At 70.2% G+C, this 25,202-nt stretch carries 23 protein-coding genes; 13 read left to right on the top strand and 10 right to left on the bottom strand.

What is annotated here, in order from left to right; genetic code table 11:
- The first annotated feature begins 303 nt into the window (after positions 1-303).
- Both MIC98_RS00755 and MIC98_RS16990 read left to right on the top strand, forming a co-directional pair.
- Positions 304-3,204: a TonB-dependent receptor gene (locus MIC98_RS00755; protein WP_239734942.1), complete on the top strand. Its 2,901-nt coding sequence runs from the start codon at positions 304-306 to the stop codon at positions 3,202-3,204.
- Between the two features lie 81 nt (positions 3,205-3,285).
- A complete protein-coding gene (locus MIC98_RS16990) occupies positions 3,286-3,417 on the top strand; it encodes a hypothetical protein (RefSeq protein ID WP_275584455.1) in 132 nt (43 codons plus the stop codon).
- A 63-nt stretch (positions 3,418-3,480) separates the two neighbouring features.
- On the opposite strand, the gene MIC98_RS00750 is transcribed toward MIC98_RS16990, so the two are convergent.
- Positions 3,481-4,362: a DUF2785 domain-containing protein gene (locus tag MIC98_RS00750; RefSeq protein WP_239734941.1), complete on the bottom strand. Its 882-nt coding sequence runs from the start codon at positions 4,360-4,362 to the stop codon at positions 3,481-3,483.
- A gap of 187 nt (positions 4,363-4,549) precedes the next feature.
- Here MIC98_RS00750 and MIC98_RS00745 point away from each other — a divergent pair, with 187 nt between their 5' ends.
- Entirely contained in the window at positions 4,550-4,999 is a 450-nt protein-coding gene (locus MIC98_RS00745; protein ID WP_057640062.1) for a universal stress protein, read from the top strand.
- An 84-nt stretch (positions 5,000-5,083) separates the two neighbouring features.
- On the opposite strand, the gene MIC98_RS00740 is transcribed toward MIC98_RS00745, so the two are convergent.
- A complete protein-coding gene (locus tag MIC98_RS00740; RefSeq protein ID WP_057640063.1) occupies positions 5,084-5,323 on the bottom strand; it encodes a hypothetical protein in 240 nt (79 codons plus the stop codon).
- Between the two features lie 96 nt (positions 5,324-5,419).
- Positions 5,420-5,707: a DUF2782 domain-containing protein gene (locus MIC98_RS00735; RefSeq protein WP_239734940.1), complete on the bottom strand. Its 288-nt coding sequence runs from the start codon at positions 5,705-5,707 to the stop codon at positions 5,420-5,422.
- A 92-nt stretch (positions 5,708-5,799) separates the two neighbouring features.
- Between MIC98_RS00735 and polA the strand changes: the two genes are divergently transcribed.
- Complete coding sequence (polA, locus tag MIC98_RS00730) at positions 5,800-8,586, top strand: DNA polymerase I (protein ID WP_239734939.1); 2,787 nt, start codon at positions 5,800-5,802, stop codon at positions 8,584-8,586.
- 683 nt (positions 8,587-9,269) lie between these two features.
- Here the strand turns inward: polA and hemF are convergent.
- From hemF to MIC98_RS00710, 4 genes are all read right to left on the bottom strand, one after another.
- Positions 9,270-10,190, bottom strand: a complete 921-nt coding sequence (gene hemF / locus MIC98_RS00725; RefSeq protein ID WP_057640066.1) for an oxygen-dependent coproporphyrinogen oxidase — start codon at positions 10,188-10,190, stop codon at positions 9,270-9,272.
- 22 nt (positions 10,191-10,212) lie between these two features.
- Positions 10,213-10,776: a hypothetical protein gene (locus MIC98_RS00720; protein ID WP_239734938.1), complete on the bottom strand. Its 564-nt coding sequence runs from the start codon at positions 10,774-10,776 to the stop codon at positions 10,213-10,215.
- 117 nt (positions 10,777-10,893) lie between these two features.
- Complete coding sequence (locus MIC98_RS00715; protein WP_239734937.1) at positions 10,894-11,292, bottom strand: NUDIX domain-containing protein; 399 nt, start codon at positions 11,290-11,292, stop codon at positions 10,894-10,896.
- 131 nt (positions 11,293-11,423) lie between these two features.
- Positions 11,424-13,787, bottom strand: coding sequence for a S9 family peptidase (locus tag MIC98_RS00710; protein WP_239734936.1), 2,364 nt, complete (start codon positions 13,785-13,787; stop codon positions 11,424-11,426).
- Between the two features lie 172 nt (positions 13,788-13,959).
- Here MIC98_RS00710 and MIC98_RS00705 point away from each other — a divergent pair, with 172 nt between their 5' ends.
- On the top strand, positions 13,960-15,363 hold the full coding sequence (locus MIC98_RS00705; protein ID WP_345772140.1) for an AMP-binding protein: 1,404 nt from the start codon (positions 13,960-13,962) through the stop codon (positions 15,361-15,363).
- Between the two features lie 636 nt (positions 15,364-15,999).
- On the opposite strand, the gene MIC98_RS00700 is transcribed toward MIC98_RS00705, so the two are convergent.
- The gene (locus MIC98_RS00700) at positions 16,000-17,010 is read right to left on the bottom strand and encodes a pteridine-dependent deoxygenase (protein ID WP_345772139.1); all 1,011 of its coding nucleotides are present in this window, start codon (positions 17,008-17,010) and stop codon (positions 16,000-16,002) included.
- 199 nt (positions 17,011-17,209) lie between these two features.
- Between MIC98_RS00700 and MIC98_RS00695 the strand changes: the two genes are divergently transcribed.
- From MIC98_RS00695 to fabG, 8 genes are read left to right on the top strand one after another with little or no spacing between them, the layout of a single operon-like run.
- Entirely contained in the window at positions 17,210-17,479 is a 270-nt protein-coding gene (locus tag MIC98_RS00695; RefSeq protein ID WP_239734934.1) for a phosphopantetheine-binding protein, read from the top strand.
- A 5-nt stretch (positions 17,480-17,484) separates the two neighbouring features.
- The gene (locus MIC98_RS00690) at positions 17,485-18,195 is read left to right on the top strand and encodes a ketosynthase (RefSeq protein WP_239734933.1); all 711 of its coding nucleotides are present in this window, start codon (positions 17,485-17,487) and stop codon (positions 18,193-18,195) included.
- A 50-nt stretch (positions 18,196-18,245) separates the two neighbouring features.
- On the top strand, positions 18,246-18,539 hold the full coding sequence (locus MIC98_RS00685) for a dehydratase (RefSeq protein ID WP_057640073.1): 294 nt from the start codon (positions 18,246-18,248) through the stop codon (positions 18,537-18,539).
- Positions 18,536-19,519 carry an acyltransferase gene (locus tag MIC98_RS00680; RefSeq protein ID WP_239734932.1) on the top strand — a complete coding sequence of 328 codons (984 nt, stop codon included), beginning with the start codon at positions 18,536-18,538 and terminating at the stop codon, positions 19,517-19,519. Before MIC98_RS00685 ends, MIC98_RS00680 begins: the two co-directional genes overlap by 4 nt.
- On the top strand, positions 19,458-20,129 hold the full coding sequence (locus MIC98_RS00675; protein ID WP_239734931.1) for a LolA-related protein: 672 nt from the start codon (positions 19,458-19,460) through the stop codon (positions 20,127-20,129). The genes MIC98_RS00680 and MIC98_RS00675 overlap by 62 nt, the downstream gene beginning before the upstream one ends.
- Positions 20,126-22,468: an MMPL family transporter gene (locus tag MIC98_RS00670; RefSeq protein ID WP_239734930.1), complete on the top strand. Its 2,343-nt coding sequence runs from the start codon at positions 20,126-20,128 to the stop codon at positions 22,466-22,468. The genes MIC98_RS00675 and MIC98_RS00670 overlap by 4 nt, the downstream gene beginning before the upstream one ends.
- Positions 22,455-22,886, top strand: coding sequence for a phosphotransferase (locus MIC98_RS00665; protein WP_239734929.1), 432 nt, complete (start codon positions 22,455-22,457; stop codon positions 22,884-22,886). The genes MIC98_RS00670 and MIC98_RS00665 overlap by 14 nt, the downstream gene beginning before the upstream one ends.
- A 32-nt stretch (positions 22,887-22,918) precedes the next feature.
- Positions 22,919-23,647, top strand: a complete 729-nt coding sequence (gene fabG / locus MIC98_RS00660; RefSeq protein WP_239734928.1) for a 3-oxoacyl-ACP reductase FabG — start codon at positions 22,919-22,921, stop codon at positions 23,645-23,647.
- A gap of 6 nt (positions 23,648-23,653) precedes the next feature.
- Here the strand turns inward: fabG and MIC98_RS00655 are convergent, their stop codons facing one another.
- Together MIC98_RS00655 and MIC98_RS00650 are read right to left on the bottom strand one after the other, a co-directional pair.
- The gene (locus MIC98_RS00655; protein WP_239734927.1) at positions 23,654-24,430 is read right to left on the bottom strand and encodes a glycosyltransferase family 2 protein; all 777 of its coding nucleotides are present in this window, start codon (positions 24,428-24,430) and stop codon (positions 23,654-23,656) included.
- Positions 24,423-25,202 carry a beta-ketoacyl synthase chain length factor gene (locus MIC98_RS00650; protein ID WP_239734926.1) on the bottom strand — a complete coding sequence of 260 codons (780 nt, stop codon included), beginning with the start codon at positions 25,200-25,202 and terminating at the stop codon, positions 24,423-24,425. Before MIC98_RS00650 ends, MIC98_RS00655 begins: the two co-directional genes overlap by 8 nt.

Genomic DNA, 25,202 nt, shown 5'->3' with positions numbered 1-25,202 from the left:
AACGCATGCCGCCGCAACGCAAAACACAAGATCCGCCAAACGATGGCACCGGCGAGGGAAATTCACCGCCGGCAGCGGGCACTACTGTGTCGGTGCGCCCGGATGAAACGAAAACATCGCCGGCAACGGTGACCGGGCGCAGCAATGCTGCCTGCCGCATCGGCCCGCTGCTTTCGCCACGTGGACACGTTTCCGCCCGCACCCGCCTGCTCCGGCAGCCGGGAAGGGCGCGTGCGTCCCGGTGCGGTCGACGCGGCCGGCAGCGCATCCGGGGACAAACAAGAACAATCGAGGAGAGCAACCATGCCGGTACCCGCTATCGGAAGAAAGATCAGGAACAGCGCGTTGTGCCTTGCCATCGGCGCATGCTTCGCGTCGGCGGCCTACGCGCAGTCCAACACCAGCGGCAGCATCAATGGCCAGGCGCATTCGGGTGACGTCATCGTGGTGGAGAATCCGGCCACCGGCTTCAGCCGCGAGGTGGCGGTGGCCGGCAACGGCGCGTTCCGCGTCGGTGCGCTGCCACCCGGCGCCTACCGGGTCACGCGCCGCGCCGCCGACGGCACCGCCACGGTGCGCGAGAACATTTCCGTTTCCACCGGCACCGGCGCCAACGTGAACTTCGTCGCCACCGACGCGGCCACGCTCGACCGGGTGGAGGTGGTGGCCGCCGGCATCAACCCGATCGACGTGTCGTCGGTGGAGTCGGCCACCATCCTCACCGAGGCCATCCTCGACGCCATCCCGGTGGCGCGCACCGTGACCGACGTGGTGCTGCTGGCGCCGGGCACCACGGTCGGCGACGCCGCGTTCGGCAACCTGGCCTCCTTCGGTGGCGCCACGGTCGGCGAGAACGCCTATTACATCAACGGCTTCAACGTCACCAACTTCCGCAACGGCCTGGGCGGCAGCACGGTGCCGTTCGAGTTCTACCGCGAGTTCCAGGTCAAGACCGGCGGCTACGGCGCCGAGTTCGGCCGCTCCACCGGCGGCGTCATCAACGCCATCACCAAGCGCGGCACCAACGAGTGGGAGTTCGGCGCCAACGTGTACTTCGCGCCGAAGAGCCTGCAGGAGGATGGCTACTGCGTGAGCCGGCCCGATGGCACGGTGCTGACCTTGACATGCCGCGACACCGCCAACGAAATCGAGGCCAACTTCAGCGCGGCCGGCCCGATCATCAAGGACCGGCTGTTCTTCGCCGGCATCTACAACGTCCGCAACTGGGACGAGACGCTGCATGCGGTGGGTACCTACCGCGACCGCAAGAACGACGACCCGTTCTGGGGCGTGAAGCTGGACTGGCAGATCAGCGACGACCACCTGCTCGAATACACCGGCTTCCGCGACCAGCGCCACATCGTCGACACCACCTACCTGTATGACCACGAGGCCGACGCCATCGGCGAGCACGTGGGGGCGACCCAGCTGCGCCGCGGCGGCCGCAACGACATCTTCCGCTACACCGGTTACCTCGGCGACCGCTTCACCCTGTCGGCGCTGTACGGCAAGGGCGAGTTCGACCGCTCGGACATCGGCGAGGGCGACACCTGCCCGGTCATCCTCGACAACCGCACCGGCACCCAGATCCGCCGCGGCTGCTGGTCCAACCAGATCCCCGGCACCGCGTTCGACACCCGCGAGGCCTACCGGCTGGATGCCGAGTGGGACATCGGGCAATGGCTGCACGGCAACCACCGCCTGCGCTTCGGCCTTGACCAGGAAACCAACACCTCCGAGGACGACAGCTTCTATTCCGGCGGCGTGCTGTGGCAGTACCGCGAGGCGACCCGCTCGCCCACCGGCTTCGAGGTGCGCCAGCGTTTCCTGAGCAACGGCGGCCGCTTCGAGACCGAATCGCGGGCGTTCTACCTCGAGGACCACTGGGACGTGACCGACGACCTGCTGCTGGTGCTGGGCATCCGCAACGAGCAGTTCGACAACCGCAACGCATTGGGCGAAACCTTCACCAAACAGACCAACCAGTGGGCGCCGCGGGTGGGCCTGAGCTGGAATATCGGTGGCGACAGCAAGCGCAAGTTCTTCGCCAACGCCGGTCGCTACCACCTGCCGGTGGCCGGCAACACCAACATCCGCCTGGCCGGCGCCGAGTTCTTCACCGAGCAGTTCTTCGTGCTCGATGGCGTCAACGCCGACTACACGCCGGTGCTGGGCGCGGCGCTGACCGACCTGTCGGTGTTCAGCGACGGCACGGTCAAGGACCCGCGCACCATCGTCGACCAGAACCTGAAGCCGATGTTCCAGGACGAGTTCATCCTCGGCTACCAGCAGGAGATCGCGCGCGGCTGGACCGCGGGCGTGCGCGCCATCCGCCGCGACCTGAAGAGCACCATCGAGGACATCGCCATCGACGCGGCGCTGAACGATTACGCCGCCGCCAACGGTTACGACGACTTCCATGCCGGCGGGTTCGACTATTACGTGCTGACCAACCCCGGCAAGGCCATGAATATCTTCGTCGACATGGACGGCGACGGCGTGCTGGAAGAGTTGAACCTGAGCGCGGCGCAGCTGGGCTACCCGAAGTCGGTGCGCAAGTACCACGCGCTGGAGTTCACCCTAGACCGCGCGTGGGACGGCGTGTGGTTCCTGCAGGGCTCCTACACTTGGTCCAAGAGCTACGGCAACAACGAGGGCTACGTGCGCTCGGACAACGGCCAGGGCGATGCCGGCCTGACCACCCTGTTCGACCAGCCCGGCCTGCTGGAAGGCGCCTACGGCAACCTGCCCAACGACCGCCGACACCAGTTCAAGCTGTTCGGCGCCTGGCAGTTCGCCGCCGACTGGAAGGCCAGCGGCCTGGTCAACGTCGCCTCCGGACGCCCGAAGAACTGCTTTGGCAACCACCCCACCGACGAATTCGCCGCTGCCTACGGCGCCGAGTCGTTCTACTGCGACCTCAGCGACGATGGCACCTACAACCCGGTGCTGTACCCGCGCGGCTCGCTGGGTACCACGCCGTGGACCTTCCGTCTCGACCTGGGGCTGGAATATCGGCCGCAATGGGCGGGCAAGCGGCTGGGGGTGAAGATGGACGTCAACAACATCTTCAACAGCGGCCGGGTGCTGGAGGTCAACGAGGTGGGCGAGCTGGGGCCGGGCGACCGCAATCCCAATTACGGCCTGCCCACGTTCTTCCAGGCACCGCGTGGCGTGCGCTTCTCGGTGTCGTATGACTGGTAAGCTCGGCCAGCGGTGAGCTGACAACACCGAGGACAAGAGCGCGCATGTCACATTTCCATGGGGGGTTGCATGATTGACAGAATGAAGAGCTGGTGGACTTCCGTACCGAAGAATCAGAAGGCAGGATTGATTGTGCTGGCCGTATTCTTCGTGGCGGTTATCGTCATGAGCTTCGGGGTAATCATTGGCTCCTCCCTGGGCAAGCTGACCTGACGGGGCGCGCGCGTCGTCGAGCAGTTGAACCACTTCCGGCCGCCTTCGGGCGGCCGGAAGCATTCAGGGCATTGCCTGCAGCGTTGCCAGCACCGCGCGCTGCAACGGTGCCAGTCCCGGATCGGTGTTCAGGTCGATCCGGGCATTCAGTATCGACAGGAACACCAGCAGGTCGTGGCGCCGGGCCAGCCAGTCGCGGTCGCGCCAGGCGGGGCCGGCCTCGTCCAGCCGCGCGGCGATGCCCGACAGCCATTGCCGCCAGTCGTCCTCCGCATGCACCTCGTGCCGGGCGATGAACAGCACCGGCCATGCCAGCCGTTCGTATTCGCCTTCGACATAGGCATGCGATGACGCCGGCACCACCTGGCTGGCGATGGCGGCCAGCAGCCGGTCCAGCTGCGGACGTGTCAGCGCCGGGTTCAGCGCCAGCTGCATCAGCCAGTCGGCGCCGTGGGCGACGCCGTGGCGCCAGCCCTCGCCGGGGTCGTAGCCGCGGTAGTCGCGCACCTGTTCCAGATGACGCGCTGCATGCTCGACCATCGTGGCGCGCTCGGCATCGTCCATCCACGCCATGCGCCGGTCGGTCCGGGCGACCTCGGCCAGCATCAATGCGGTGAACGTGCCGGCGAAGCCTTCGGCATCGTCGCGTTCCAGCCGTGCGTAACCCCGTGCGCGGAGCTCGCGCAGCGTGGCCACGTCGAGCTGGTCGCCGCGCATCCATTCGGTCAGTGCGGCCAGCGCGGTGTCATCGCGCACGGCGGGGTCGGGCGATGACAGGCAGGGAACCAGGGCCAGCGCCAGCGGGCGGAGGCGGGCAGCGTCGCCGATGGCGAAGTCATGCCGGCGGAGCCTGTCGAAGGTGGCGGGGTCATTCGTGGCCAGGGGGCAGGCAGCCACCGTTGCCGGAGCAAGGCAGAGGCCCAATGACAGCAGGACGGATCGCATGGTCGGAGCTTCCTCGGATGAATGCGCCATTCTGCTGCCGGCAGCCGGGGCCATTGTGCCGGGATCGGGGATATCGCATGGCATGAACCGGGCACTTGGCGCGATCGCCCCCGGTTTGATCCGGATCAACGCGGCCGTTCGGCGCCGGGTGTGTCATGGTAGGCACCTGCCACCCGGAGTTGACGCCATGTACAAGCGCATCCTGATCGCCACCGATGGTTCGGAACTGGCCGCCAAGGGCCTGGACAAGGGGTTGGAGCTGGCCGTGCAGCTTGGCGCGCAGGTCGACATCGTCACCGTCTCCGAGCCGTGGGCGGTGGGCATGTACGACGCGATGGGCTGGAGCGCCGGCTACGAGGCCAGCGACGAATACCGGCAGGACCGCGAGGATGCCGCGCAGAAGATCCTGAAACCGGCGCTGGAAGCGGCCGTCGCCGCCGGCGTGGCCGACCCGAAGACCCACCACGTGCTCGACCGCTATGCCGCCGACGGCATCATCGACACCGCCGGTGGCTGCGACAGCGACCTGATCGTGATGACCTCGCACGGCCGCCGCGGCGTGACCCGCGTGCTGCTCGGCAGCCAGACCGCCGAGGTGCTGGCGCGCAGCGCGGTGCCGGTGCTGGTGATCCGCTAGCCGGTGCCGGCCGGCCGCGGCCGGCATGTCGAAAGGTGCAAGGCGGCGGCCGGTGTCATCGCTCGGCCGTCGCGCGCTGTGCATTCAGTCGCGCAGCTTCAACGTCTGCGATTCGTCCAGGGTGCCGTCGGGCAGGACCACGACGTAGCGCGTGCCAGCGCGCTCGAACAGCACCGGGATCGGGTCGCGGAACAGCGGCCGGCGGACGAACTTCAGGTGCCAGCCGAAGAACTCCAGTGTTTCCACGGCCTGCTGCTGTTGCGGGGTGAGGCTTTCGCGCGGGTTTGCGGGGATGTGGGGCGTGCGGCGTTCCGGGTTGTTCATCAGGGAGGGGGAAGGCGAAGGCCATCTCCATAGGCAAGGAGCGTTCCATCCTCGCCGCTGTCCCCGCAAACCGGAGTGACGGCACCGCCCTCGCGCTCACCAGCTGTAAAGCTTCCAGTACACCGGCGAAACGCGGTCCTTGTCGTTGTCCATGCGGCCGTCGCCGTTGCGGTCGTAGAGATAGAACGGCGCGCCGCGCGCCGGCGTCACCTTGACCATGCGCAGCTGGCCGCCGACGCGGTATTCCTCGATGGTGTCGCCGTTATCCATCACCTTGCGGTCGACGTCGGCGCCGCTGACGTCGACCGGCGGGGCGTCGGCGTTGCCGCCGGTGGTGGCGCAGCCGGCCAGGGCCAGCAGCGGGATCAGCAACAGGTGTTTCATCGCGGCGACTCCTCGCATCGGTATGCGCCGATTATGCCTGTGCGCGCCGGCCGTGCGCGTCGCCGCCCGGCCCCGCCGCGTAGAATCGCGGCATGAGCAGATTAGTCCTGATCGACGGGTCCAGTTACCTGTACCGCGCCTTCCACGCGCTGCCGCCGCTGTCCAACGCTGCCGGCGAACCCACCGGCGCGCTGTTCGGCGTGGTCAACATGCTGCGCGCCACGCTGAAGGAAAAGCCCGACTACGTCGCCTTCGTGGTCGATGCGCCGGGCAAGACCTTCCGCGACGACATGTACGCCGAGTACAAGGCCAACCGCCCGCCGATGCCCGACGAGCTGCGCGCGCAGGTGCAGCCGATGTGCGACATCGTGCATGCGCTGGGCATCGACATTCTGCGCGTGCCGGGCGTGGAGGCCGACGACGTGATCGGCACGCTGGCGCTGGCCGCCGCCGCCGATGGGCTGGAGGTGACCATCTCCACCGGCGACAAGGACTTCGCCCAGCTGGTGCGCCCCGGCGTGATCCTGGTCAACACCATGACCGGCAGCCGCACCGATTCGGACGCGGCGGTGCTGGACAAGTTCGGCGTGCGCGCCGCGCAGATCGTCGATTACCTCGCGCTGATGGGCGACGCCGTGGACAACGTGCCCGGCGTGGAGAAGTGCGGCCCCAAGACCGCGGCCAAGTGGCTGGCCGAATACGGCACGCTGGACGGGGTGATCGCCGCCGCGCCGGCGATGAAGGGCAAGATCGGCGAGAACCTGCGCGCCGCCTTGCCGCGGCTGCCGCTGAACCGCGAGCTGGTCACCATCCGCACCGACGTGGCGCTGGAGCAGGGCCCGCGCGACCTGCAGCTGCGCGAACAGGACGTGGAGGTCCTGCGCGGCTTGTACGGCCGCTACGGCTTCACCCAGGCGCTGCGCGAGCTGGGCGGCAGCGCGCCGTTGCCGGAAGTGGCCGAGGGCGGCACCAGCAGCCTGCGCGGCACCGCCGCCGGTTATGCCAAGGCCGGCGATGCCGCGCCGGTCGGCGAGGTGGATGCGGCGCTGGCGGCCAAGGGCGAGTACGAAACCGTGCTGAGCACCGGGCAGTTGCAGGCTTGGGTGCAGCGCCTGCAGGCGGCCGACGGCTTCGCCTTCGACACCGAAACCGATGCGCTGGACGCGATGCGCGCGCGGCTGGTCGGCATCAGCCTGGCGGTCGAACCGGGCAAGGCCGCCTACATCCCGGTCGGCCACGACTATCCCGGCGCGCCGCCGCAGCTGCCGATGGAACAGGTGCTCGATGCGCTGCGCCCGCTGCTGGAGGACGCGGCGAAGGACAAGCTCGGCCAGCACGGCAAGTACGACCTGCACGTGCTGCGCCGCCACGGCGTGGAGCTGCGCGGCTATGCCGACGACACCATGCTGGAAAGCTTCGTGTTCAATTCCACCGCCACCCGCCACGACATGGACTCGCTGGCGCAGCGCTACCTCGGCTACACCACCACCCGCTTCGAGGACGTGGCCGGCAAGGGTGCCAAGCAGATCTCGTTCTCGCAGGTGGGCCTGGACGAGGCCAGCGCCTACGCTGCCGAGGATGCCGACATCACCCTGCGCCTGCATCGTGTGCTGGCGCCGCAGCTGGCGGCCGTACCGGCGCTGGAGAAGGTCTACCGCGACATCGAGATGCCGCTGGTGCCGGTGCTGGCGCGCGTGGAGGCCAACGGCGTGTGCATCGACGGTGCCGAACTGCGGCGGCAGAGCGTCGAGCTGTCGTCGCGCATGCTGGCCGCGCAGCAGAAGGCCACCGAGCTGGCCGGGCGCAGCTTCAACCTCGATTCGCCCAAGCAGTTGCAGGCGGTGCTGTTCGACGAACTCGGCCTGCCGGCGCTGGTGAAGACGCCCAAGGGCCAGCCTTCGACCAACGAGGAGGCACTGGAGGCGATCGCCGAGCAGCACGAGCTGCCGCGGGTGATCCTCGAATACCGCGGCCTGGCCAAGCTGCGCAGCACCTACACCGACAAGCTGCCGGAGATGGTCAACCCCGACACCGGCCGCGTGCACACCAGCTACCACCAGTCCGGCGCGGCCACCGGGCGGCTGTCCTCGTCCGACCCCAACCTGCAGAACATCCCGATCCGCACCGACGACGGCCGCCGCATCCGCAAGGCCTTCGTCGCCCCGCCGGGGCGCAAGCTGCTGGCCTGCGACTACTCGCAGATCGAGCTGCGGATCATGGCCCACCTGTCCGAGGACCCCGGGCTGATCCGCGCCTTCGAGCAGGGCCTGGACGTGCACCGCGCCACCGCCGCCGAGGTGTTCGGGCGCGCGCTGGAGGAAGTGACGGCCAACGAGCGCCGCGCCGCCAAGGCGATCAACTTCGGCCTGATGTACGGCATGAGCGCATTCGGGCTGGCCAAGAACCTGGGCATCGACCGCGGCCAGGCGCAGGACTACGTGTCGCTGTATTTCAGCCGCTACCCGGCGGTGCGCGACTTCATGGAGCGCATGCGCGAACAGGCGCGCGAGCAGGGCTACGTGGAGACGCTGTTCGGTCGTCGCCTGTATCTGAACGACATCCACGCCCGCAACCAGAACCTGCGCGCCGGCGCCGAACGCGCGGCGATCAACGCGCCGATGCAGGGCACCGCGGCGGACATCATCAAGCGCGCGATGGTCAGCGTGGACGGTTGGCTGGCCGACCAGCGCAACGCGTCCGGTGAAAACCGCGCGCTGATGATCCTGCAGGTGCACGACGAACTGGTGTTCGAGGCCGATGCGGATTTCATCGGCACCCTGCGCGGCGAGGTGGAAGCGCGCATGACCGCGGCCGCATCGCTGCGGGTGCCGCTGGTGGTGGACAGCGGGGTGGGGGATAACTGGGACGAGGCGCACTGACAACGTTTGCCATGGCCATTCATTTCATTGGTGCGTGGCGACGCGGCGAGATGGTCCTGGTGGGGCGGTCATGCGTGGCGCGGGACGAGGCGCACTGACAACGTCCGCCACGGCCATTCATTTCACCGGTGTATGGCGATGCGATGGACGTGGCCGTCGGTGATGAATGTACCGGCGCGCCTCCCATCGGAAAACCGCCTGCTTCCGCGCGGATTTCCGTGGTGCCGGACTCTGTGATCGGCACCACTTTTTTCCGGTTATTTAACGTCGCGGGTGCACATGGATGGAACGTTGCGTCATGCGGTGCGCATTCAACATTTGCAACATTGTCGTGCGCATGAATCGCCCCTTAATCCTTCCGAAAAACACGCGCGTTCTTCACGATCCATCAATGTCGGAAATGGTCATATAGCCCTCGACAGGCGCAACGCCTGTCCTGGATCTCTCCCATCCCCTGGAGCAGATCTCCGAGCGGGGATTCCTCCCCAAGTTCCCGCTCCCGGCCCCGTCGATCCCCCCCTGGTCGACGGGGCTTCTTTTTTGCCCCGATCACGTGACATCCGGGCCGGGCGACGCCTTCGACATGCCGCCGAAGATGGAGACCGCGCCATCCGCCCGCGGCCGATGCGGCATCCGTGAATGGAATCGTTGGGCGCCGGCACGCGGGTGCCAGCGCGCCGGCGTCACACCCACTCGCGCGGGACGAGGTATCCGGCCAGCCGCGCTTCGTCGCTGCCGCTTTCCGGCTGGTAGCCGTATTCCCAGCGCACGCGCGGCGGCAGGCTCATCAGGATGCTTTCGCTGCGGCCGCCGCTCTGCAGCCCGAACAGGGTGCCGCGGTCGTAGACCAGGTTGAACTCGACGTAGCGGCCGCGCCGGTACAGCTGGAACTCGCGCTCGCGCTCGCCGTGCGGGGTGTCCTTGCGGCGCTCGACGATCGGCAGGTAGGCATCGAGGAAGCCGTCGCCAACCGCGCGCAGGTAGGCGAAGTCGCGCTCGAAGTCGCCCTGCAGGTCGTCGAAGAACAGGCCGCCGACGCCACGCGTCTCGTTGCGGTGCTTGAGGAAGAAGTACTCGTCGCACCAGCGCTTGTGTTCGCCGTAGCGGTCGGCGCCGAACGGTGCGCACAGGTCGCGCGCCACCGTGTGCCAGTGGCGCACGTCTTCGTCGAACGGGTAGAACGGGGTCAGGTCGAAACCGCCGCCGAACCACGCCGCCACCGCCTGGCCGTCGCGCTCGGCCTGGAAGTAGCGCACGTTGGCGTGGGTGGTCGGCAGGTAGGGGTTGCGCGGGTGGAACACCAGCGACACGCCGCAGGCACGCCACGAGGCGCCGGCCAGTTCCGGGCGGTGCGCCGAGGCGGAAGGCGGCAGGCGCGTGCCGGCGACGTCGGAGAAGCCGATGCCGGCCTGCTCGAACACCGCGCCTTCGCGCAGCACGCGGGTGCGGCCGCCGCCGCCCAGTGGCGAGCCGTTGTCGCCGCCGTCGGCACGGCGCCAGTTGTCCTCGGCAAAGCGGGCCTGCCCGTCGGCCTGTTCGATGGCGCTGCAGATGCGGTCCTGCAGGCCGGTGAGATAGTCGCGTACGCGGTCGAAATCGTTCATCGGCGTACTTTAGCGCAGGTGTTCAGCGGAACAGGGCGCGCACGTCCGGCCGGCACAGCCTGAGCACCAGCCAGCCGTGCAGGGCGGCGAAGGCCAGCGCGGTGATGCCGGCACTGGCCAGCGCGACCCAGCGCCCACTACGCATCTGCAACATGGCCTCGCGGCCCTGCGCCGTGGCGAGGAAGTCGGCTGGCAGCATCGCCTGCATCGCGTCGAACATGCCGTCGAGCAGCGGCAGCATGGCGAAGTTGGCCACGGCCACGGCGACGAGGAACACGATGAAGCCCCGGCGCCCCCACCCGCGATGGCGCAGCAGTGCCCACGACACCGCGGCGAAGGCCAGCGCCAGCAGCAGCATCGCCAGGCTCAGCGACAGCGCGTGGCGCAATGCCCACTCCAGCGCCGACGGCACCGGCAGGTATTGCCGCTGCAGCCAGCCGGCGATGTCGAACCGGTCCAGCAGCGTGGCCAGCAGCAGCTGCAGCAGGCACCAGAGCACGGACAGGCCGGCCATCAGCAGCGACAGCTTCGCGGTGACATCGACGAACGCCACGGCGGCGCCGCGGGGTGGCGGGAATGGATTCATGCGGGAAGCACGCAGGAAAGGAGGGCCGCACTATCGCCGGGTTCGCGGTGTTTTTACAGGCCGGGGCGACGTCCCGGCAGCCGGGCGGAATACGCCGGGGGCATGCATGACTCCGACCTACCTGCCGGCCCATGCAGCCGGCAGGATGTGGCGTTCGCTCAGCGGCGCCAGCTTCACGCCGTGCGGCGCCTGCAGCGGAATCCACGCCAGCTCGGCGATCTCCGCCTGCACCTGCGGCGTGCCGTCCACTTCGACGAGATAGGCGGCGCCCTGCACGCGCCGGCCAGGTTCGTTGACGGCGTTTTCCTCGAACGTGCCCAGCGCCCGCGCGCTGCCTTCGCGCAGGGCCACGCCCAGCTCCTCGCGCAGTTCGCGGGCCAGCGTCTGCAGTGGCTCCTCGCCGGTCTCGCGCTTGCCGCCGGGTTGGATGAAGGTGTCCGAGCCGTGCTTGCGCACCACCAGCACGCGGCCGGTGGCGTCGAGGATCACCGCGGTGACGATGCGGATGGGGAGCATGGCGGATATTTGCGCTCGGTGTTTATTTGCAGGAGCGACGCGAGTCGCGACGAGGCTTCACCGGGAAAGCCCCGTCGCGACTCGCGTCGCTCCTACGGGTGGAAGGGCGGCCAGTGGCCGCCTTCGTCCGCTTACTTCAGGTTTTCCTCGAACAGCCTGAGGATGCGCTTGTACTCGTCCAGCCAGGAGTCGGCGCGGGTGAAGCCGTGGCGTTCCAGCGGGTACGGCGCGATCGACCAGTTGTCCTTGTGCAGTTCGATCAGGCGCTGGGTCATGTTGACCGAGTCCTGGAAGAACACGTTGTCGTCGATCATGCCGTGGGCGATCAGCAGGTGGTCCTGCAGGCCGTCGGCGTACTCGATCGGCGAGGACACGCGGTACGCCTCCGGGTCGATGTCCGGGGTGTTGAGGATGTTGCTGGTGTAGCCGTGGTTGTACTGGTGCCAGTCGCCGACCGGGCGCAGCGCAGCGCCGGCCTTGAACGTGCCCGGCGCGCGGTACAGCGCCATGAAGGTCATGAAGCCGCCGTAGGAGCCGCCGTAGATGCCGGCGTGGTCGCGGTCGCCCTGCTGCTCGCGCACCAGCCAGTCCAGCCCGTCCTGGTAGTCCTCCAGCTCCGGGTGGCCCATGTTGCGGTAGATGGCGGTGCGCCAGTCGCGGCCGTAGCCCTCGCTGCCGCGGTAGTCCATGTCCAGCACGATGTAGCCTTCCTGCACCAGCAGGTTGTGGAACATCTGCTCGCGGAAGTAGGTGGGGTAGCGCTGGTGCACGTTCTGCAGGTAGCCGGCGCCGTGCACGAACATCACGATCGGGTATTTCTTCCCCGGTTCCTTGTGCTCGGGGCCGTAGTACTTGGCCCAGACGTGGCCCGCGCCATGCTGCGACGGCACCGCCACCAGCTGCGGCTGGACCCATTGGCGCGCCTTGAATCCGGCGCTGCGGGTGTCGGTGAGCACGCGCGCGCTGCCGCCGGTGGCCGGCACCACCGCCAGCTGCGGCGGCAGGTAGGCACCCGAATAGCGCACCAACAGCTGGCTGCCGTCGGGCGAGAGCGAGAAATCCTCGACGCCGTTCAAGTCGGTCAACGCGCGCACCTGGCCGCTGGCGGCATCGACGCTGCACACCTCGTAGTCGTGTGGGGCCTGCTGGTTGCACAGGAAGAAGAAGCCCTTGCCGTCGGCCGACAATTCCGGCGCGGAGGTTTCCCACTGGCCGCCGGTCAATGCGCGCGGCTTGCCGCTGCCCGATTGCGTGTACAGGTGCGACCAGCCGCTTTCCTCGGACAGCAGCCACAGGGTGCGGCCGTCGTCCATCCAGCCGAAGTCGTTGAAGCTCCAGTTGATCCAGCCCGGATCGGTGAGGCGGTGGCGGTTCTGCAGCCGGCCGCCGGCATCGACGCCGACGATCCAGCGGTCCTTGTTGTCGTTGGCGCGCAGCATCACCGCGGCCTGGCTGCCGTCGGCGTTCCACTGGATGCCGCCGCCCATGAAGTCGCCCATCACCTGCACGCCGCGGTTGCCCTTCAGCGGTTCCTTGCCGGCGGCCTTGCGCAGCGCGGCCAGCGGGTCGGTGGCGATGCCGGGCAGGGCGTCCAGCGCCAGCGGTTTGACCTCGCCCGTCGCAGCGTCGACCAGCCACAGCGCATGCGGCGCGAAGCCGTTGCGGCCGACCCGCTCGCGGGTGTCCTCGCTTTCCTCGTAGCCGGATTCGGTGACGTACAGCGGCATCTTGCCGCCGCGGCCCTCGTCGAAGCCCTTGGGCTTGGTCACCACGATCAGGTGGGTGGCGTCGGGCGAGAGCGCGCTGTCCACGATCTCCACGTCGGCGCCGAGGTAGACCGGGCCCGGCGCGCGGGTCGGGTCGCTCTGGCGCCAGCGCTCGCCCTGCTCGCGCAGGGCCTCGCGCTGGGCACGGTCGCGGCGCAGGGTTTCCAGCGCGTGCAGCTGCTGGTCGCGCAGCACGTCGGCCTTGGGCGCGTCGGCGGGGTTCTTCTCGGCCTTGAGCTGGGCTACCAGCGCGGTCGCGCCGCTGCCGGCGTCCCCGTGGTACCAGTTGTTGCCGACGTTCCACAGCACGCCGCCGTCGTTGGCGAACGCCACGTTTGATGCATGCTCGTTGCCGCGGGTGAGCTGGGTCAGCGCGCCGCTGCGCAGGTCGCGCACGAACACGTCGCCATTGCGCACGAAGGCCATGCGCTGGCGCTGGCGGTCGTAGGCGCGGTTGGCCGCGTCGAGGGTGCCGCGCTGGTCGTCGGCGACCTGCTGCGCCGCGCCGCCGGCCACCGGCTGGCGGAAGGTATCGCGCACCGGGCTGCCCTGGCGCTTGAGCGTGTACTCGACCTGCTGGCCATTCCACGACCACCACGCCGATTCCACCGGCGGCCCGATCCAGTCCGGGTCGGCCATCGCCTGTTCGATGGTGATCGGCGTGGGCGCGGCCTGGGCGCCACCGACGGCGGCCAACAGCAGCAGGGACAGGGGCAGGAATCTGGGCATCGTGGGCACCGGTGGAAGAAAACCGGCAAAGCCTAGCAGCCGGGCAGGCGCGGGGGCTGGGCCAGTGGTCATGGATGGGCGCGCACCACTTCAAGCGGGTGGCGTCTCGAGTCCCCTTGCGTCGCCGCCCGCAGAGAGCATGGATGGTGCGAATGCACGCGCGCCCCGCATTATGCTGGGCGCCGGCCGCGCCTTCGTTCCGCGGCCCTCGTCTTCCCAAGGTTTGTCCCGCGTGCCCGTCGCCGATCCGTCTTCCCCGCCCCGCCATCCCCTCGCCGTTGGTGAACCCGCACGACTGCTGGCGATTGCCGGCGGCGAGCGGATCGACCTGTCCACGTTCTTCGAGCACGTGCGCGGGGTGGCGGCATTACTGCCGCCGGGCCGGCACGCGGTCAATCTGTGCGAGGACCGCTACCGCTTCCTGGTCGGCTTCTGCGCGATCGCCCTGCGCGGGCAGGTGAACCTGTTGCCGTCCTCGCGCGCGCCGGCGGTGGTGGCCGAGGTGCAGCGCCGCCACGAGCGGACCTGGTGCCTGGGCGACCGCGCGCCCGACCCGCTGCCGGCCGACTGGTTCGTGCTGCCGGCGGAGCTGCCGCGGTTGCCGGGTGAAACCCCGATGCTCGACGCGGCGCAGCTGGTCGCCATCGGTTTCACCTCCGGCAGCACCGGCGCGCCCACCGCCAATCCGAAGCACTGGGGTGCGTTCGCGACCAGTACCGCGCAGAACCTGCGGGCGTTGGCCGACCTGTGGGACGGCATGCCGACGGTGATCGCCACGGTGCCGCCGCAGCACATGTACGGCATGGAAATGTCGGTGCTGCTGCCGCTGCTGGCCCCGGCCGCGCTGCATGCCGGCCGGCCGTTCTTCCCGCAGGACGTGGCGCAGGCGCTGGCCGAGGTGGCCGCGCCGCGGCTGCTGGTCACCACGCCGATGCACCTGAAGGCGCTGGTGGAATCGGGCGCGGCATTGCCGCCGCTGGCCGGCATCGTCACCGCCACCGCCCCCCTGCCGCAGGCGCTGGCCGAAGCGGCCGAACGGCGTTTCGCCACGCAGGTGCGCGAGGTGTTCGGGTCCACCGAAACCTGCATCTTCGCCCGTCGCCGCACCGCCCGCGAGCAGGCCTGGACGTTGTTGCCGGGCGTGCGCCTGGAGCCGCAGGAGGAAGGCACGCTGGTGCATGCACCGCACCTGCCGGAGGCGGTGGCGCTGGCCGATCTGGTCGAGCTGCTGCCGGAAGACCGCTTCCTGTTGCGCGGCCGCCGTGCCGACCTGCTGGAGATCGCCGGCAAGCGCGCCTCAATGGGTGACCTGACCCGGCGCCTGCAGGCGGTGCACGGCGTGCGCGATGCGGTGGTGGTGCAGTTGGACCCGGAGCCGGGCCAGGCCGTGGGCCGCATCGCGGCGTTGGTGGTTGCGCCGGGGTGCGGGGAGGCAGAGATCCTGCGCGAGTTGCGCGCGGGCATGGACCCGGTGTTCCTGCCGCGGCCGCTGCGCAAGGTGGAGGCTTTGCCGCGCAATGAGACGGGGAAGTTGCCGAGGGATGCGGTACTGGCGTTGTTGCGGGGGGGGGAATAATTCTGCCGTTGCCGTTGCTTTTGGCTTTTGACTTCCGGGTCCCCTTCCGTAGCGACGGAGCCGACGGACAAGACCCCGCAGGGGCGACGTGCATGGATGCACGTCGTTTTTCGACGAGACAGGGATGTCTCGTCGAAAAATCCCGTAGGCGGAGTGGACCCAGCACGCGTAGCGGGCTGGGCGCGTAGGCAGGGGCGTGTTTCTTTGGGCCACGTTTCTTTGCACGAGCAAAGAAAGGTGGCTCGCTCCTGCGAAGCAGGAGTGAAAGCTCTGCTTTCAAGCTTCCGCTTTGGTCGTTGCTTCTTTCCAGTGCTAAAGAGCAAAGCAACGGCTGAAGCAGGATCAAGAGCTTTCGCTCCCCTTCGGGGCGCGAGTTACTTCTCTTTGCTCGTGCAAAGAGAAGTAACCAAGAGAAACACGGGCCGGGCCGCGATCCGTCGGGCTGTGCCCGCCGGTCCCCTGTGCTCCTCGCGTGCCGGGGGGGCGGCGTACAACTCGCTGCGCTCAGACACGTGCGCCTCTTCGCCCCCCGTCCCGCTGCGGTGCTCGGCTCGCTCTACGGCCGGGGAAGTCAAAAGCCAGAGGCAACGGCAGAATCACGGGCAACCGCAACCGCAACCGCAACCGCAACCGCGGTCAGGCGCCATGCACCCCGTCGATCTCCACCCGCAGATCGCGCCGGCACACCGCCGCATGCAGCACGATGTATGCCACCTCCGGCGGCAGATGCCGCGACAACGCCTGCCGCACCAGCGGAATCTCGGCCGCATCGCGCACATAGACCTTCAACCGGCTGCCGGCGCCGAAACGCGCCGGCAACGCCGGCAGGCGCGCACGCGCCGTACCCACCAGCGCATCGAGGTTGGCGAAGGTTTCCTCCAGCTGGCGCAGCGTGTCCTCGCCATGCAGGGTGGCGTGCCCGACCACGCTGGCGGTGCCCGACAGCAGCAGCGGCAGCGTGCTGCCCGGTGCGGCGAGCATGGCGCGGGCGAAGCTCGGCGACTGCGGCCCGTACTGGCGGGGATAGCGCCAGGCGCTGACCTGGCGGGGGTTCTCCAGCGGCGTGCCCGGCGTGCGGGCGGCCAGCCAATAGACCTGCAGCACGTGCACGCCGTCCAGGCGGCCGATGGCGGTGGCGGCCGGCAGGGTGCCCGGATCGACATCCCCCAGCCCGCGCGCGCGGCCGATGCAGAACTGGCGGTAACGCTCGTCGTCGCCTTCGCCTTCGATGATCGCGTCCAAGTAGTTCCAGATCCGCAGCAGGTGCGGATAGCCGTGCCGGGGCAGCGCCGACAGCAACTGTGCGTAAGCGTGCTCGGCGGCCCCGGCGATGCCGCCGTGGCGGGCTTCGTCGATCTGCAGGGCGCCGAACATCAGCGCGCCGTCGCTGGCCCAGGCCAGGCCGTCGGCGTCGCGGCCGCACTGCACGGCGCCGGTGCTGCGCCAGACTTCCAGTTGCGGTTCCCCATCGGGCTGCAGGCCCACCTGCAGGTAGCGCGGGTCGTCGCTGGGCGGTGCCGCATCGCCGGCGCGGAAGCCGAACACCGCCAGCACATGCGGATCGGCCAGCACCGCCGGCAGCCGGGCCGGGTCGGCGTAGTCCACCTCCAGCCCGGTACCGGGCCGGACGCCGGGAACGGCGCTCATCGCAGGCCCTCGTGGCAGCAGTGGCCGGCAGGGTCGAAAGGCGGGGGCAGGGGCGAAGATGCGGGAAACCGGGACGTCATTGTGCGGGCGGATCAGGTGCTGCAGATGCGCCATGATACTGCGCAGCCCACGCGTGCCGCGGTTGCGCTGGCGGCGGCGATACCGGATCGTTGCGCATCATCTCTTCGTGGAAGTGGCAATGTCGCAACAAACCGAGGCCGAGCGCGAGCTGGCCGAACTGCTGGTCGAGAGCCTGAACCTGGAAGACGTGGACCCGGCGGCAATCGACCCGGAAGCCGCGCTGTTCAACGACGGCCTGGGCCTGGATTCGATCGATGCGCTGGAACTGGCCCTGGCCATCGGCAAGCGCTACGGCTTCCAGCTGCGCTCGGACAACGACGACAACCGCCGCATCTTCGCCTCGCTGCGCGTGCTGTCGGCGCACGTGCAGGCCAACCGCACGAACTGACGGCGATGGACGGCACCGGCCACGGGCCGGCGGCGGGTGTGCTGCGGGTGGTCCTGCTGCTGGCCTACCCGGTGCTCTCGCATCTGGCCAGCCTGCGCGGCGAAGGCCTGTGGGCCGCGCTGGCACTGTTCGGACTGGTGTTGCTGTGCCTGCTTGGCGCACTGGCGCGGCGCCGCGCATGGGCCTGGGGCGCGCTGCCGGTGGCGGCGCTGCTGCTGGCCTGGCTGGGGCGCTCGCCGTGGGCATGGGGGCTGCTGCAGGCGCCGCCGGTGGTGTTCCCGTTGCTGGTGGCGTGGGGTTTCGCGCGTTCGCTGTTGCCGGGCCGCGTCCCGCTGGTCGCGCGCATCGTGCATGCGCTGCACGCGCGCGCCGGCGTGCCGGTCGAGGCGGCGCTGGAACGCTATGCCCGGCGTTTGACCGCCGCCTGGGCACTGCTGCTGGCGTTGCTGGCGGCGATCAACCTGGCGCTGGCGCTGAGCGTCGTGCCCGACGGCCTGCTGGCCGCGTTCGGGTGGACGCCGTGGTGGCCGCTGGATCACGCACGGTGGTCCTGGTGCACGAACGTGGCGGACTGGGGCCTGATCGGCGGTTTCTTCGTGGCCGAGTACGCGCTGCGCTGCCGCCTGTTCCCGCAGCGGCCGTACCGCCGGGCCGGGCAGTTCGTGCGCGAGATGGGCAGGCTCGGCCCGGCGTTCTGGCGCGACCTGCTGCGTTGAAGTCGCAGGCCGCGGGTATCCTCTGGCCTGCGCCCGCCCTCCGCCACGCCATGCACTTCACCATTGCCCACGACCACCCCTGCCTGCCCGGCCATTTCCCGGGGCGGCCGCTGGTGCCGGGCGTGGTACTGCTGGAACAGGTGCTGCTCGCCGTCGAGGCGCAGGCCGGTGTGCCGCTGGCGGCCCTGCGCCTGCCGCAGGTGAAGTTCATGGCGCCGCTGCTGCCCGGGCAGCCGGCCCGGATCGAACTGGACGGGCAGGCGCCGCGCTGGAAGTTCCGGGTCTGGCGCGGCGACGTGCTGCTGGCCCGCGGCGAGCTGGCGGCCGGCGACGTGGCGGCATGAACGACGCCGACTGGAAGCACCGGCCCGAGGGCGGCGGCCGCGCCGCGATACGGCTGATCGCCGCCATCGCCCGCCACGGCGGCCGCGGCATCGCCGGGCTCTGCCTGTATCCGATCACCGCCTATTTCCTGCTGGTGCGTGGTGCCGAACGGCGTGCCTCGCGCGCGTACCTCGGCCGCGCGTTGGGCCGCCGCGTCGGCCTGTGGGACGTGGCGCGCCACATCCATACCTTCGCCGCGACCATCCTCGACCGGCTGTTCCTGCTTGGCGGGCGCATGGACCTGTTCACCATCCGTACCGAAGGCACGGGGCAACTGCTCGATTGCCTCGACCAGGGCCGTGGCGTGCTGCTGTTCGGCGCGCACCTGGGCAGTTTCGACGCGCTGCGCGCGCTGGGCCGGCAGCGGCCGGACCTGAAGCTGCGGGTGCTGCTGGACCGCGCCCACAACGCCGCCATCACCGAACTGCTGGCCGAACTCGACCCCGGCCTGGCCGCGGGCATCATCGACGCCGGGCAGGATGGGCCGACGGTGGTGCTCGCCATCCGCCAGGCACTGGACGAGGGCGCGATGGTGGCATTGCTGGTGGATCGCACACGCCCGGGCGAGGCCGCGCTGCCGGCGCCGCTGCTCGGCGCGCCGGCGGCGTTCCCGAGCGCGCCGTGGCTGGTCGCCAGCGTGCTGAAGGCACCGGTGATGCTGGCCTTCGGCCTGTACCGCGGCGGCAACCGCTACGATCTGTTGTTCGAGCCGTTCGCATCGACGGTCGAGGTGCCGCGCGCGCAGCGTGCCGAGGCCTTGTCGGCGCTGGTTCACCGTTATGCCGGCAGGCTGGAGCACCACCTGCGAAGCGCCCCCTGGAACTGGTTCAATTTCTATGATTTCTGGCATTCCCAAGCCCTTCCTCCCGTATCGCCGGATGCTGTCGGCGGCCCTGGCCGCGGGCTGCGGCATCGCCCCGGCGCTGGCCGGCGACGTTGATGCGGCGTGGGTCCTGCGCCAGCTGGCGCAGCCGGCCCCGAGCCAGACCGGCTTCGTCGAGCTGCGTGGCTCGGCGCTGCTGAAGGAGCCATTGCGGGTGGAGGGCCAATACCGCCGCCCGGACGCCGGCACGCTGGTGCGCGAAGTGCGCGCGCCCTACGCCGAAACCACCACCATCGCCGATGGCAAGGTCAGCATCGACCGCGCCGGCAAGCCGCCGCGCGTGTTCCCGTTGCAGCGCGTGCCGGAGCTGTCGGACCTGCAGGCCAGTTTCGGCGCATTGCTGTCCGGCGACCTGGCGGCACTGGAGCGGGATTACCGCCTGCACGCTTCCGGCAGCGCGCAGCACTGGCAACTGGTGCTCACGCCGAAGGCGCGGGCGCTGGCCGCGCGGGTGCGCGAGGTGACGCTGCGCGGCCGCGCCGGCGAACTGCGCTGCATCGAGACGCAACCGGCGCGGGGCGACCTGCAGCGCACCCTGCTCGGCAGCGCGGCCGCTGCCGCCGGCGAAGTACGCCAGGCCGACGCGCTGGCCGCGTTGTGCCGTGACGGCCGCGATGGCGATGGGCCGGCTCCCGCCGGGCTCGCTCCCGGCAGGAGCGGGCATTGAAGCTGACCCCGCGCCGGCGCATCGGCCTGGCGATCGGCTGGCTGCTGCTGCTGGGGCTGCTCAGCGCGTGGGTCGGCCAGCGCATGCAGGTCAGTGGCGACCTGCGCAAGTTCATGCCCGATGCGCGCACCCCGGCGCAGAAGCTGCTGCTCGACGAACTGGGCGAAGGCCCCGGCGCGCGGTTGCTGCTGCTGGCCCTGTCCGGCGCGGCGCCGGAACGGCTGGCCGCGCAGTCGCGGCAACTGCACGCGGCGCTGGCGGCCGATCCGCGGTTCGAGCTGGTCGCCAATGGCGGGCAGGCCGGGCTGGAGGCGTTTCCCGAACGCCTGCTGCCCTACCGCTACCTGATCGACGACCTGCCCGCCGACGCCTTCGACACCGGCCACCTGCGCGATGAACTGCAGGCGCGGCTGCAGGATCTCGCATCACCCGCCGGCGCGCTGGTCGAGCCGCTGCTGCCGTTCGATCCCACCCTGCAGGTCCTGCGCGTGGCCGAAGCCCTGCAACCGGCCAATGCGCCGCAGCGCATCGACGAGGTCTGGTTCGACCACACCGGCACGCAGGCACTGCTGCTGGTGCAGACGCACGCGGCCGGCTTCGACCCCGGTGCGCAGCAACAGGCGGTGGATACGATCAACGGCATCTTCGAGCGCATCGCCGCCGGCAGCGGCAGCCGGCTGGAGACGAGCGGGCCGGGCGCGTTCTCGGTGAAGATCGGCAACCGCACCGCCCGCGAGGCCGGCACCATCGGCAGCATCGACACGATCGGCATGATCCTGCTGCTGTGGCTCGCCTACCGCAGCTGGAAGATGCCGATCCTCGGCTTCCTGCCGCTGGCCAGCGCCGGGTTGGCCGGGTTGGCCGCGGTGGCGCTGACCTTCGACGGCGTGCACGGCATCACCATCGCCTTCGGCTTCACCCTGATCGGCGTGGTGCAGGACTACCCGATCCATTTCTTCAGCCACCAGCGCCCCGGCCGCTCGCCGTGGGACAACGTGCGCGCGCTGTGGCCGACGCTGGGCACCGGCGTGGTCGCCACCTGCATCGCCTACCTGACCTTCCTGTTCTCCGGCGTCGAGGGGCTGAAGCAGCTGTCGGTGTTCACCATCACCGCGCTGGCCACCGCGGCGCTGGCTACACGCTACCTGTTGCCGGCGCTGCTGGACCCGGCCACCCGCGACTTCGCCGATTCGGCATGGCTGGCCCGCCTGTGGCGGCATACCCGGCGGCTGCCGCGCCCGCGCCGCTCGCTGGCGGTGCTGGCGGCCGCCGCGCTGGCGGTGCTGGCCTGGGCGCCGGGACCGTTCTGGCAGAACGACCTGGGCAAGCTGACGCCGGTGGATGGCGCCGACCTGCTGCGCCATGCGCAGTTGAGCCGCGAGCTGGGTACGCCGGACGTGCGCTACGTGGTCGCCGTGCACGGCGGCGATGCGCAGGCGGCGCTGCAGGCCAGCGAGCGGCTGCGCCCGGCGCTGGACCGGCTGGTTGCCGATGGCGCGCTGGAGCGCTACGACATGGCCGCGCGCTACCTGCCCAGCGCGGCGTTGCAGCGCCAGCGCCAACAACGGTTGCCGGACGCGGCCACGCTGCGCGGCGCGCTGGCCGCGGCGGTGGCCGCCACGCCGTTCCGCGACGATGCGTTCGAGCCCTTCGTCGCCGACGTGCAGCGCGCCCGCGACGCACCGCTCTTGCTGCCGCGGGACCTGCGCGGCACGCCCCTGGCGACCGTGGTCGGCGGGCTGCTGCTGCAGGGCGGCGGCCAGGCCACCGCGCTGGTTTCGTTGAGTGGCCTGCACGACGTGGCCGCGGTGGCGACCGCCGCGCGCCTGCACGGCGCCGAGCTGCTGGACCTGAAGCACGCCTCCGAATCGCTGGTGGCCGATTACCGCGGGCGCGTGCTGGCGGCGCTGGCCGTCGCCGTGCTGCTGCTGGCCGCCACCGTGTGGGTGGCGCTGCGCTCGCCGCGCCGCGTGCTGCGGGTGCTGCTGCCGATGCTGCTGGCCACGCTGGTGGTGCTGGCCACGCTGCGCGGCGCCGGCATCGAACTGAACCTGTTCCACCTGATCGGGCTGATCCTCGCCGCCGGCCTGGGCCTGGACTACGGCCTGTTCTTCGAGCATGCCGGCGACAGCCTTGCCGACCAGCTGCGCACCTTCCACGGCCTGCTGGTGTGCAGCGTGATGACGCTGCTGGTGTTCAGCCTGCTCGGCCTGTCCTCGATCCCGGTGCTGCGCGCGATCGGCGGCACCGTGGCGCTGGGCGTGGTATGCAACTTCGTGCTGGCGCTGCTGATCGCGCGCGAACCCTGGCAGGAGGCCGCGGCCGATGCTGGCGCGTGAGGACATCCTGCAGCTGGTCCCGCACCAGGGCGGCATGTGCCTGTGGGACGAGGTGAGCGCATGGAGCGCCACGGACATCGCGCTGCGCGCCTTCAACCACCGCGCCCCGGATCATCCGCTGCGCAGCGGCGGCCGGCTGCACGCCATCCATCTGTGCGAATACGGCGCGCAGGCGATGGCGGTGCACGGCGGCCTGCGCGCACGCCAGCGCGGCGGCGCGGTGCAGCCCGGCGTGCTGGTGGCGCTGCGCGACGTGCAGCTGCACCTCGCGCGCATCGATGATCTCGACGGTGCCATCGAGGCCACCGCGCAGGTGCTGGCCGAGGCGGAAACCAGCCAGCAGTATGCGTTCCGCATCAGCCACGGCACGCGCGTGCTGGCCGAAGGGCGCGCCGCGGTGATGCTGCAACCCGGATGATGGATAAGGCAATGCACGAGGAGGGAATGACGATGGGCACGAAGCGACGCGCGCTGGTCACCGGCGGCAGTGGCGACCTGGGCGGTGCGATCTGCCGGCGGCTGGCCGCCGATGGCGTGCACGTGATCGTCCATGCCAACGGCAACCTGGCGCGGGCGCAGGCGGTGGCCGCGGAGATCGCCGCGGCCGGCGGCAGCGCGCAGGCGGTGGCCTTCGACGTGGCCGATGGCGCGGCCACCGCGGCGGCGCTGGAAATCCTGCTGGCCGACGGCCCGATCCAGATCGTGGTCAACAACGCCGGCGTGCACGACGACGCGCCGATGGCCGGCATGGATGCGGAGAAATGGCGGCGGGTGATCGACGTCTCGCTGCACGGCTTCTTCCACGTCACCCAGCCGCTGCTGCTGCCGATGGCGCGCACCCGCTGGGGCCGCGTCGTCAGCATTTCCTCGGTGGCGGCGGTGCTCGGCAACCGCGGCCAGAGCAACTACGCCGCGGCCAAGGCGGCCTTGCATGGCGCCTCGAAGTCGCTGGCGCGGGAAATGGCCAGCCGCGGCATCAGTGTGAACGTCGTCGCGCCGGGCGTGATCGCCGGGAGGATGGCGGCCGACGCCTTCCCGCCCGAGGTAATCAAGCAGATGGTGCCGGCCGGGCGCGCCGGCAAGCCGGAGGAAGTGGCGGCGCTGGTTGCCTTCCTGTGCAGCGATGCGGCCGCCTATGTCAACGGACAGGTGATCGGCATCAACGGCGGCATGGGCTGACCCGGCTCAAGTCTCGTCGATGACCGGCGGATTGGCGCGGATGGTGCGATGCACCTGCCGCACCCGCCCGTGGCGCAGCGCGAAGCGCACGATGTGGCTGGTGATGCGGTACAGGTCGCGCAGCGGGCGGAAATGGCTGGGGCGGAAGCATTCGCCATTGCCGGCATCGCGGTAGCGCGATTCGATCGGCACCGAGACGCAGCGCGTGCCCAGCCGCCGCGCGGCCGAGATCAGTACCTGCGCCTCGAACACGAACCCCTCGCCGGGCACCTCGTGCATGGCGATCACTTCGGCCGGGTAGAAGCGCTGCCCGCTCTGGCTGTCGGCCACCTGGTAATGCGTGCCCCAGGCCACGCCCCAGTCGCCGAATTCGTTGGCCAGCCGCCGCAGCAGGGGCTGCGAGGCGCGCTTGCGCAGGCGCGCGCCGATGATGATGCAGCCGGGGTGGCGGTTGGCGCTGGCCAGCAGCCGCGGCAGGTCGGAGGCGGCATGCTGGCCGTCGCCATCCAGGGTCAACGCGCCGCGCAGGCCGCGCCGCACCGCCTCGGCGAAGCCGCTGCGCAGTGCCGCGCCCTTGCCGCGGCGCTGCGGGTGGCGCAGCACGGTGACCGGCAGGTCGGCGATGCGCACGGCGGTGTCGTCCTCCGAGCCATCGTCGACCACGATCACGTGCGGGAAATGTTCCAGCGCACCCTCCACCACCTCGCGGATGCGCAGCGCTTCGTTGAGCGCCGGGATCACCACGGCGACGTCGTCCGGGCCAAGCGGCAACGAATCAGCCATGCCCGATGTCGACCCGCAGCCACTGCCCCGCGCCGGCCGGCAGCCATGCCTGTTCCTGTTCCAGCGCGAGCGCTTCCAGCAACGGCAGTGCCGGCTGCATCGCGTTGCCGGCCAGCAGCCGCGACAGCGGCCCGGGCACCTGCGTGCCGGTCTGCCCGGCCAATTCCAGCCGCAGCACCGGCAGGCCGGGGCAGGGCATGCGCGAGAGCACCAGCGCGATGCCGAGCAGGCCCTCGCTGGGCACCAGCGTGCCCAGCGGCCCGCAGGCCGGGCCGTCATAGGCGACCAGCAGCACCGCTTCGCTGCCCGCGGCCAGCTGCGCCACCGCCTCGACCAGGCCCTGCGCGAAGCTGCCCGGCCCGGCGCTGATCGCGGTGGCCGGCGCGTGTGCGCCGGTGCCGATGGTCCAGTAGCCGGCGGCGGCGTTGTGTACCGAGTTGTGGAAGCGGGTCGGCGAAATCGCGCGCGGGTCGTCGGCCAGCGTCGTGCACATGTAGTCGGTGATCGACATCTCGCCGTGGGTGGAGGCGAACACCGACGGCAGCGTCGCCGCTTCGCGCCCGGCTGCCTCGCAGGCGGCCAGCGCGGCGTCCAGCGCCACCGCCACGGTGGCCGGCGCGCGGCGGCGCTCGTTGGCCGCCAGCAGCGTCGCCGCCGGGCGCGCCGGTGCCTGCGGCGGGCGCCGGCCTTCGCGCACCCAGGCGCAGGCCGCGTCCCAGTCGGGCAGCCCGCTGCCCCAGAAGCCGATGCCTTCGACGATTGCTTCGCGCAC

The sequence above is a fragment of the Stenotrophomonas sp. NLF4-10 genome (assembly GCF_022359915.1).
GTDB classification, from domain to species: domain Bacteria; phylum Pseudomonadota; class Gammaproteobacteria; order Xanthomonadales; family Xanthomonadaceae; genus Stenotrophomonas; species Stenotrophomonas daejeonensis.
The sequence above is the reverse complement of the archived record's forward strand: the minus strand, read 5'-3'. Positions and strand labels throughout refer to the sequence as shown.

Excerpts from the sequence above, each read along its gene's own strand:
- MIC98_RS00710 (WP_239734936.1), bottom strand. The coding sequence starts at position 13,787 with ATGCCCAGATTCCTGCCCCTGTCCCTGCTGCTGTTGGCCGCCGTCGGT.
- MIC98_RS00655 (WP_239734927.1), bottom strand. The coding sequence starts at position 24,430 with ATGGCTGATTCGTTGCCGCTTGGCCCGGACGACGTCGCCGTGGTGATC.
- MIC98_RS00740 (WP_057640063.1), bottom strand. The coding sequence starts at position 5,323 with ATGAACAACCCGGAACGCCGCACGCCCCACATCCCCGCAAACCCGCGC.
- MIC98_RS00720 (WP_239734938.1), bottom strand. The coding sequence starts at position 10,776 with ATGAATCCATTCCCGCCACCCCGCGGCGCCGCCGTGGCGTTCGTCGAT.
- MIC98_RS00700 (WP_345772139.1), bottom strand. The coding sequence starts at position 17,010 with ATGAGCGCCGTTCCCGGCGTCCGGCCCGGTACCGGGCTGGAGGTGGAC.
- MIC98_RS00705 (WP_345772140.1), top strand. The coding sequence starts at position 13,960 with ATGCTGGGCGCCGGCCGCGCCTTCGTTCCGCGGCCCTCGTCTTCCCAA.
- MIC98_RS00735 (WP_239734940.1), bottom strand. The coding sequence starts at position 5,707 with ATGAAACACCTGTTGCTGATCCCGCTGCTGGCCCTGGCCGGCTGCGCC.
- MIC98_RS00680 (WP_239734932.1), top strand. The coding sequence starts at position 18,536 with ATGAACGACGCCGACTGGAAGCACCGGCCCGAGGGCGGCGGCCGCGCC.
- MIC98_RS00715 (WP_239734937.1), bottom strand. The coding sequence starts at position 11,292 with ATGCTCCCCATCCGCATCGTCACCGCGGTGATCCTCGACGCCACCGGC.
- MIC98_RS00750 (WP_239734941.1), bottom strand. The coding sequence starts at position 4,362 with ATGCGATCCGTCCTGCTGTCATTGGGCCTCTGCCTTGCTCCGGCAACG.
- MIC98_RS00675 (WP_239734931.1), top strand. The coding sequence starts at position 19,458 with ATGCTGTCGGCGGCCCTGGCCGCGGGCTGCGGCATCGCCCCGGCGCTG.
- MIC98_RS00665 (WP_239734929.1), top strand. The coding sequence starts at position 22,455 with ATGCTGGCGCGTGAGGACATCCTGCAGCTGGTCCCGCACCAGGGCGGC.
- hemF (WP_057640066.1), bottom strand. The coding sequence starts at position 10,190 with ATGAACGATTTCGACCGCGTACGCGACTATCTCACCGGCCTGCAGGAC.
- MIC98_RS00755 (WP_239734942.1), top strand. The coding sequence starts at position 304 with ATGCCGGTACCCGCTATCGGAAGAAAGATCAGGAACAGCGCGTTGTGC.
- MIC98_RS00745 (WP_057640062.1), top strand. The coding sequence starts at position 4,550 with ATGTACAAGCGCATCCTGATCGCCACCGATGGTTCGGAACTGGCCGCC.
- MIC98_RS00695 (WP_239734934.1), top strand. The coding sequence starts at position 17,210 with ATGTCGCAACAAACCGAGGCCGAGCGCGAGCTGGCCGAACTGCTGGTC.
- MIC98_RS00685 (WP_057640073.1), top strand. The coding sequence starts at position 18,246 with ATGCACTTCACCATTGCCCACGACCACCCCTGCCTGCCCGGCCATTTC.
- MIC98_RS00690 (WP_239734933.1), top strand. The coding sequence starts at position 17,485 with ATGGACGGCACCGGCCACGGGCCGGCGGCGGGTGTGCTGCGGGTGGTC.
- MIC98_RS16990 (WP_275584455.1), top strand. The coding sequence starts at position 3,286 with ATGAAGAGCTGGTGGACTTCCGTACCGAAGAATCAGAAGGCAGGATTG.
- fabG (WP_239734928.1), top strand. The coding sequence starts at position 22,919 with ATGGGCACGAAGCGACGCGCGCTGGTCACCGGCGGCAGTGGCGACCTG.
- polA (WP_239734939.1), top strand. The coding sequence starts at position 5,800 with ATGAGCAGATTAGTCCTGATCGACGGGTCCAGTTACCTGTACCGCGCC.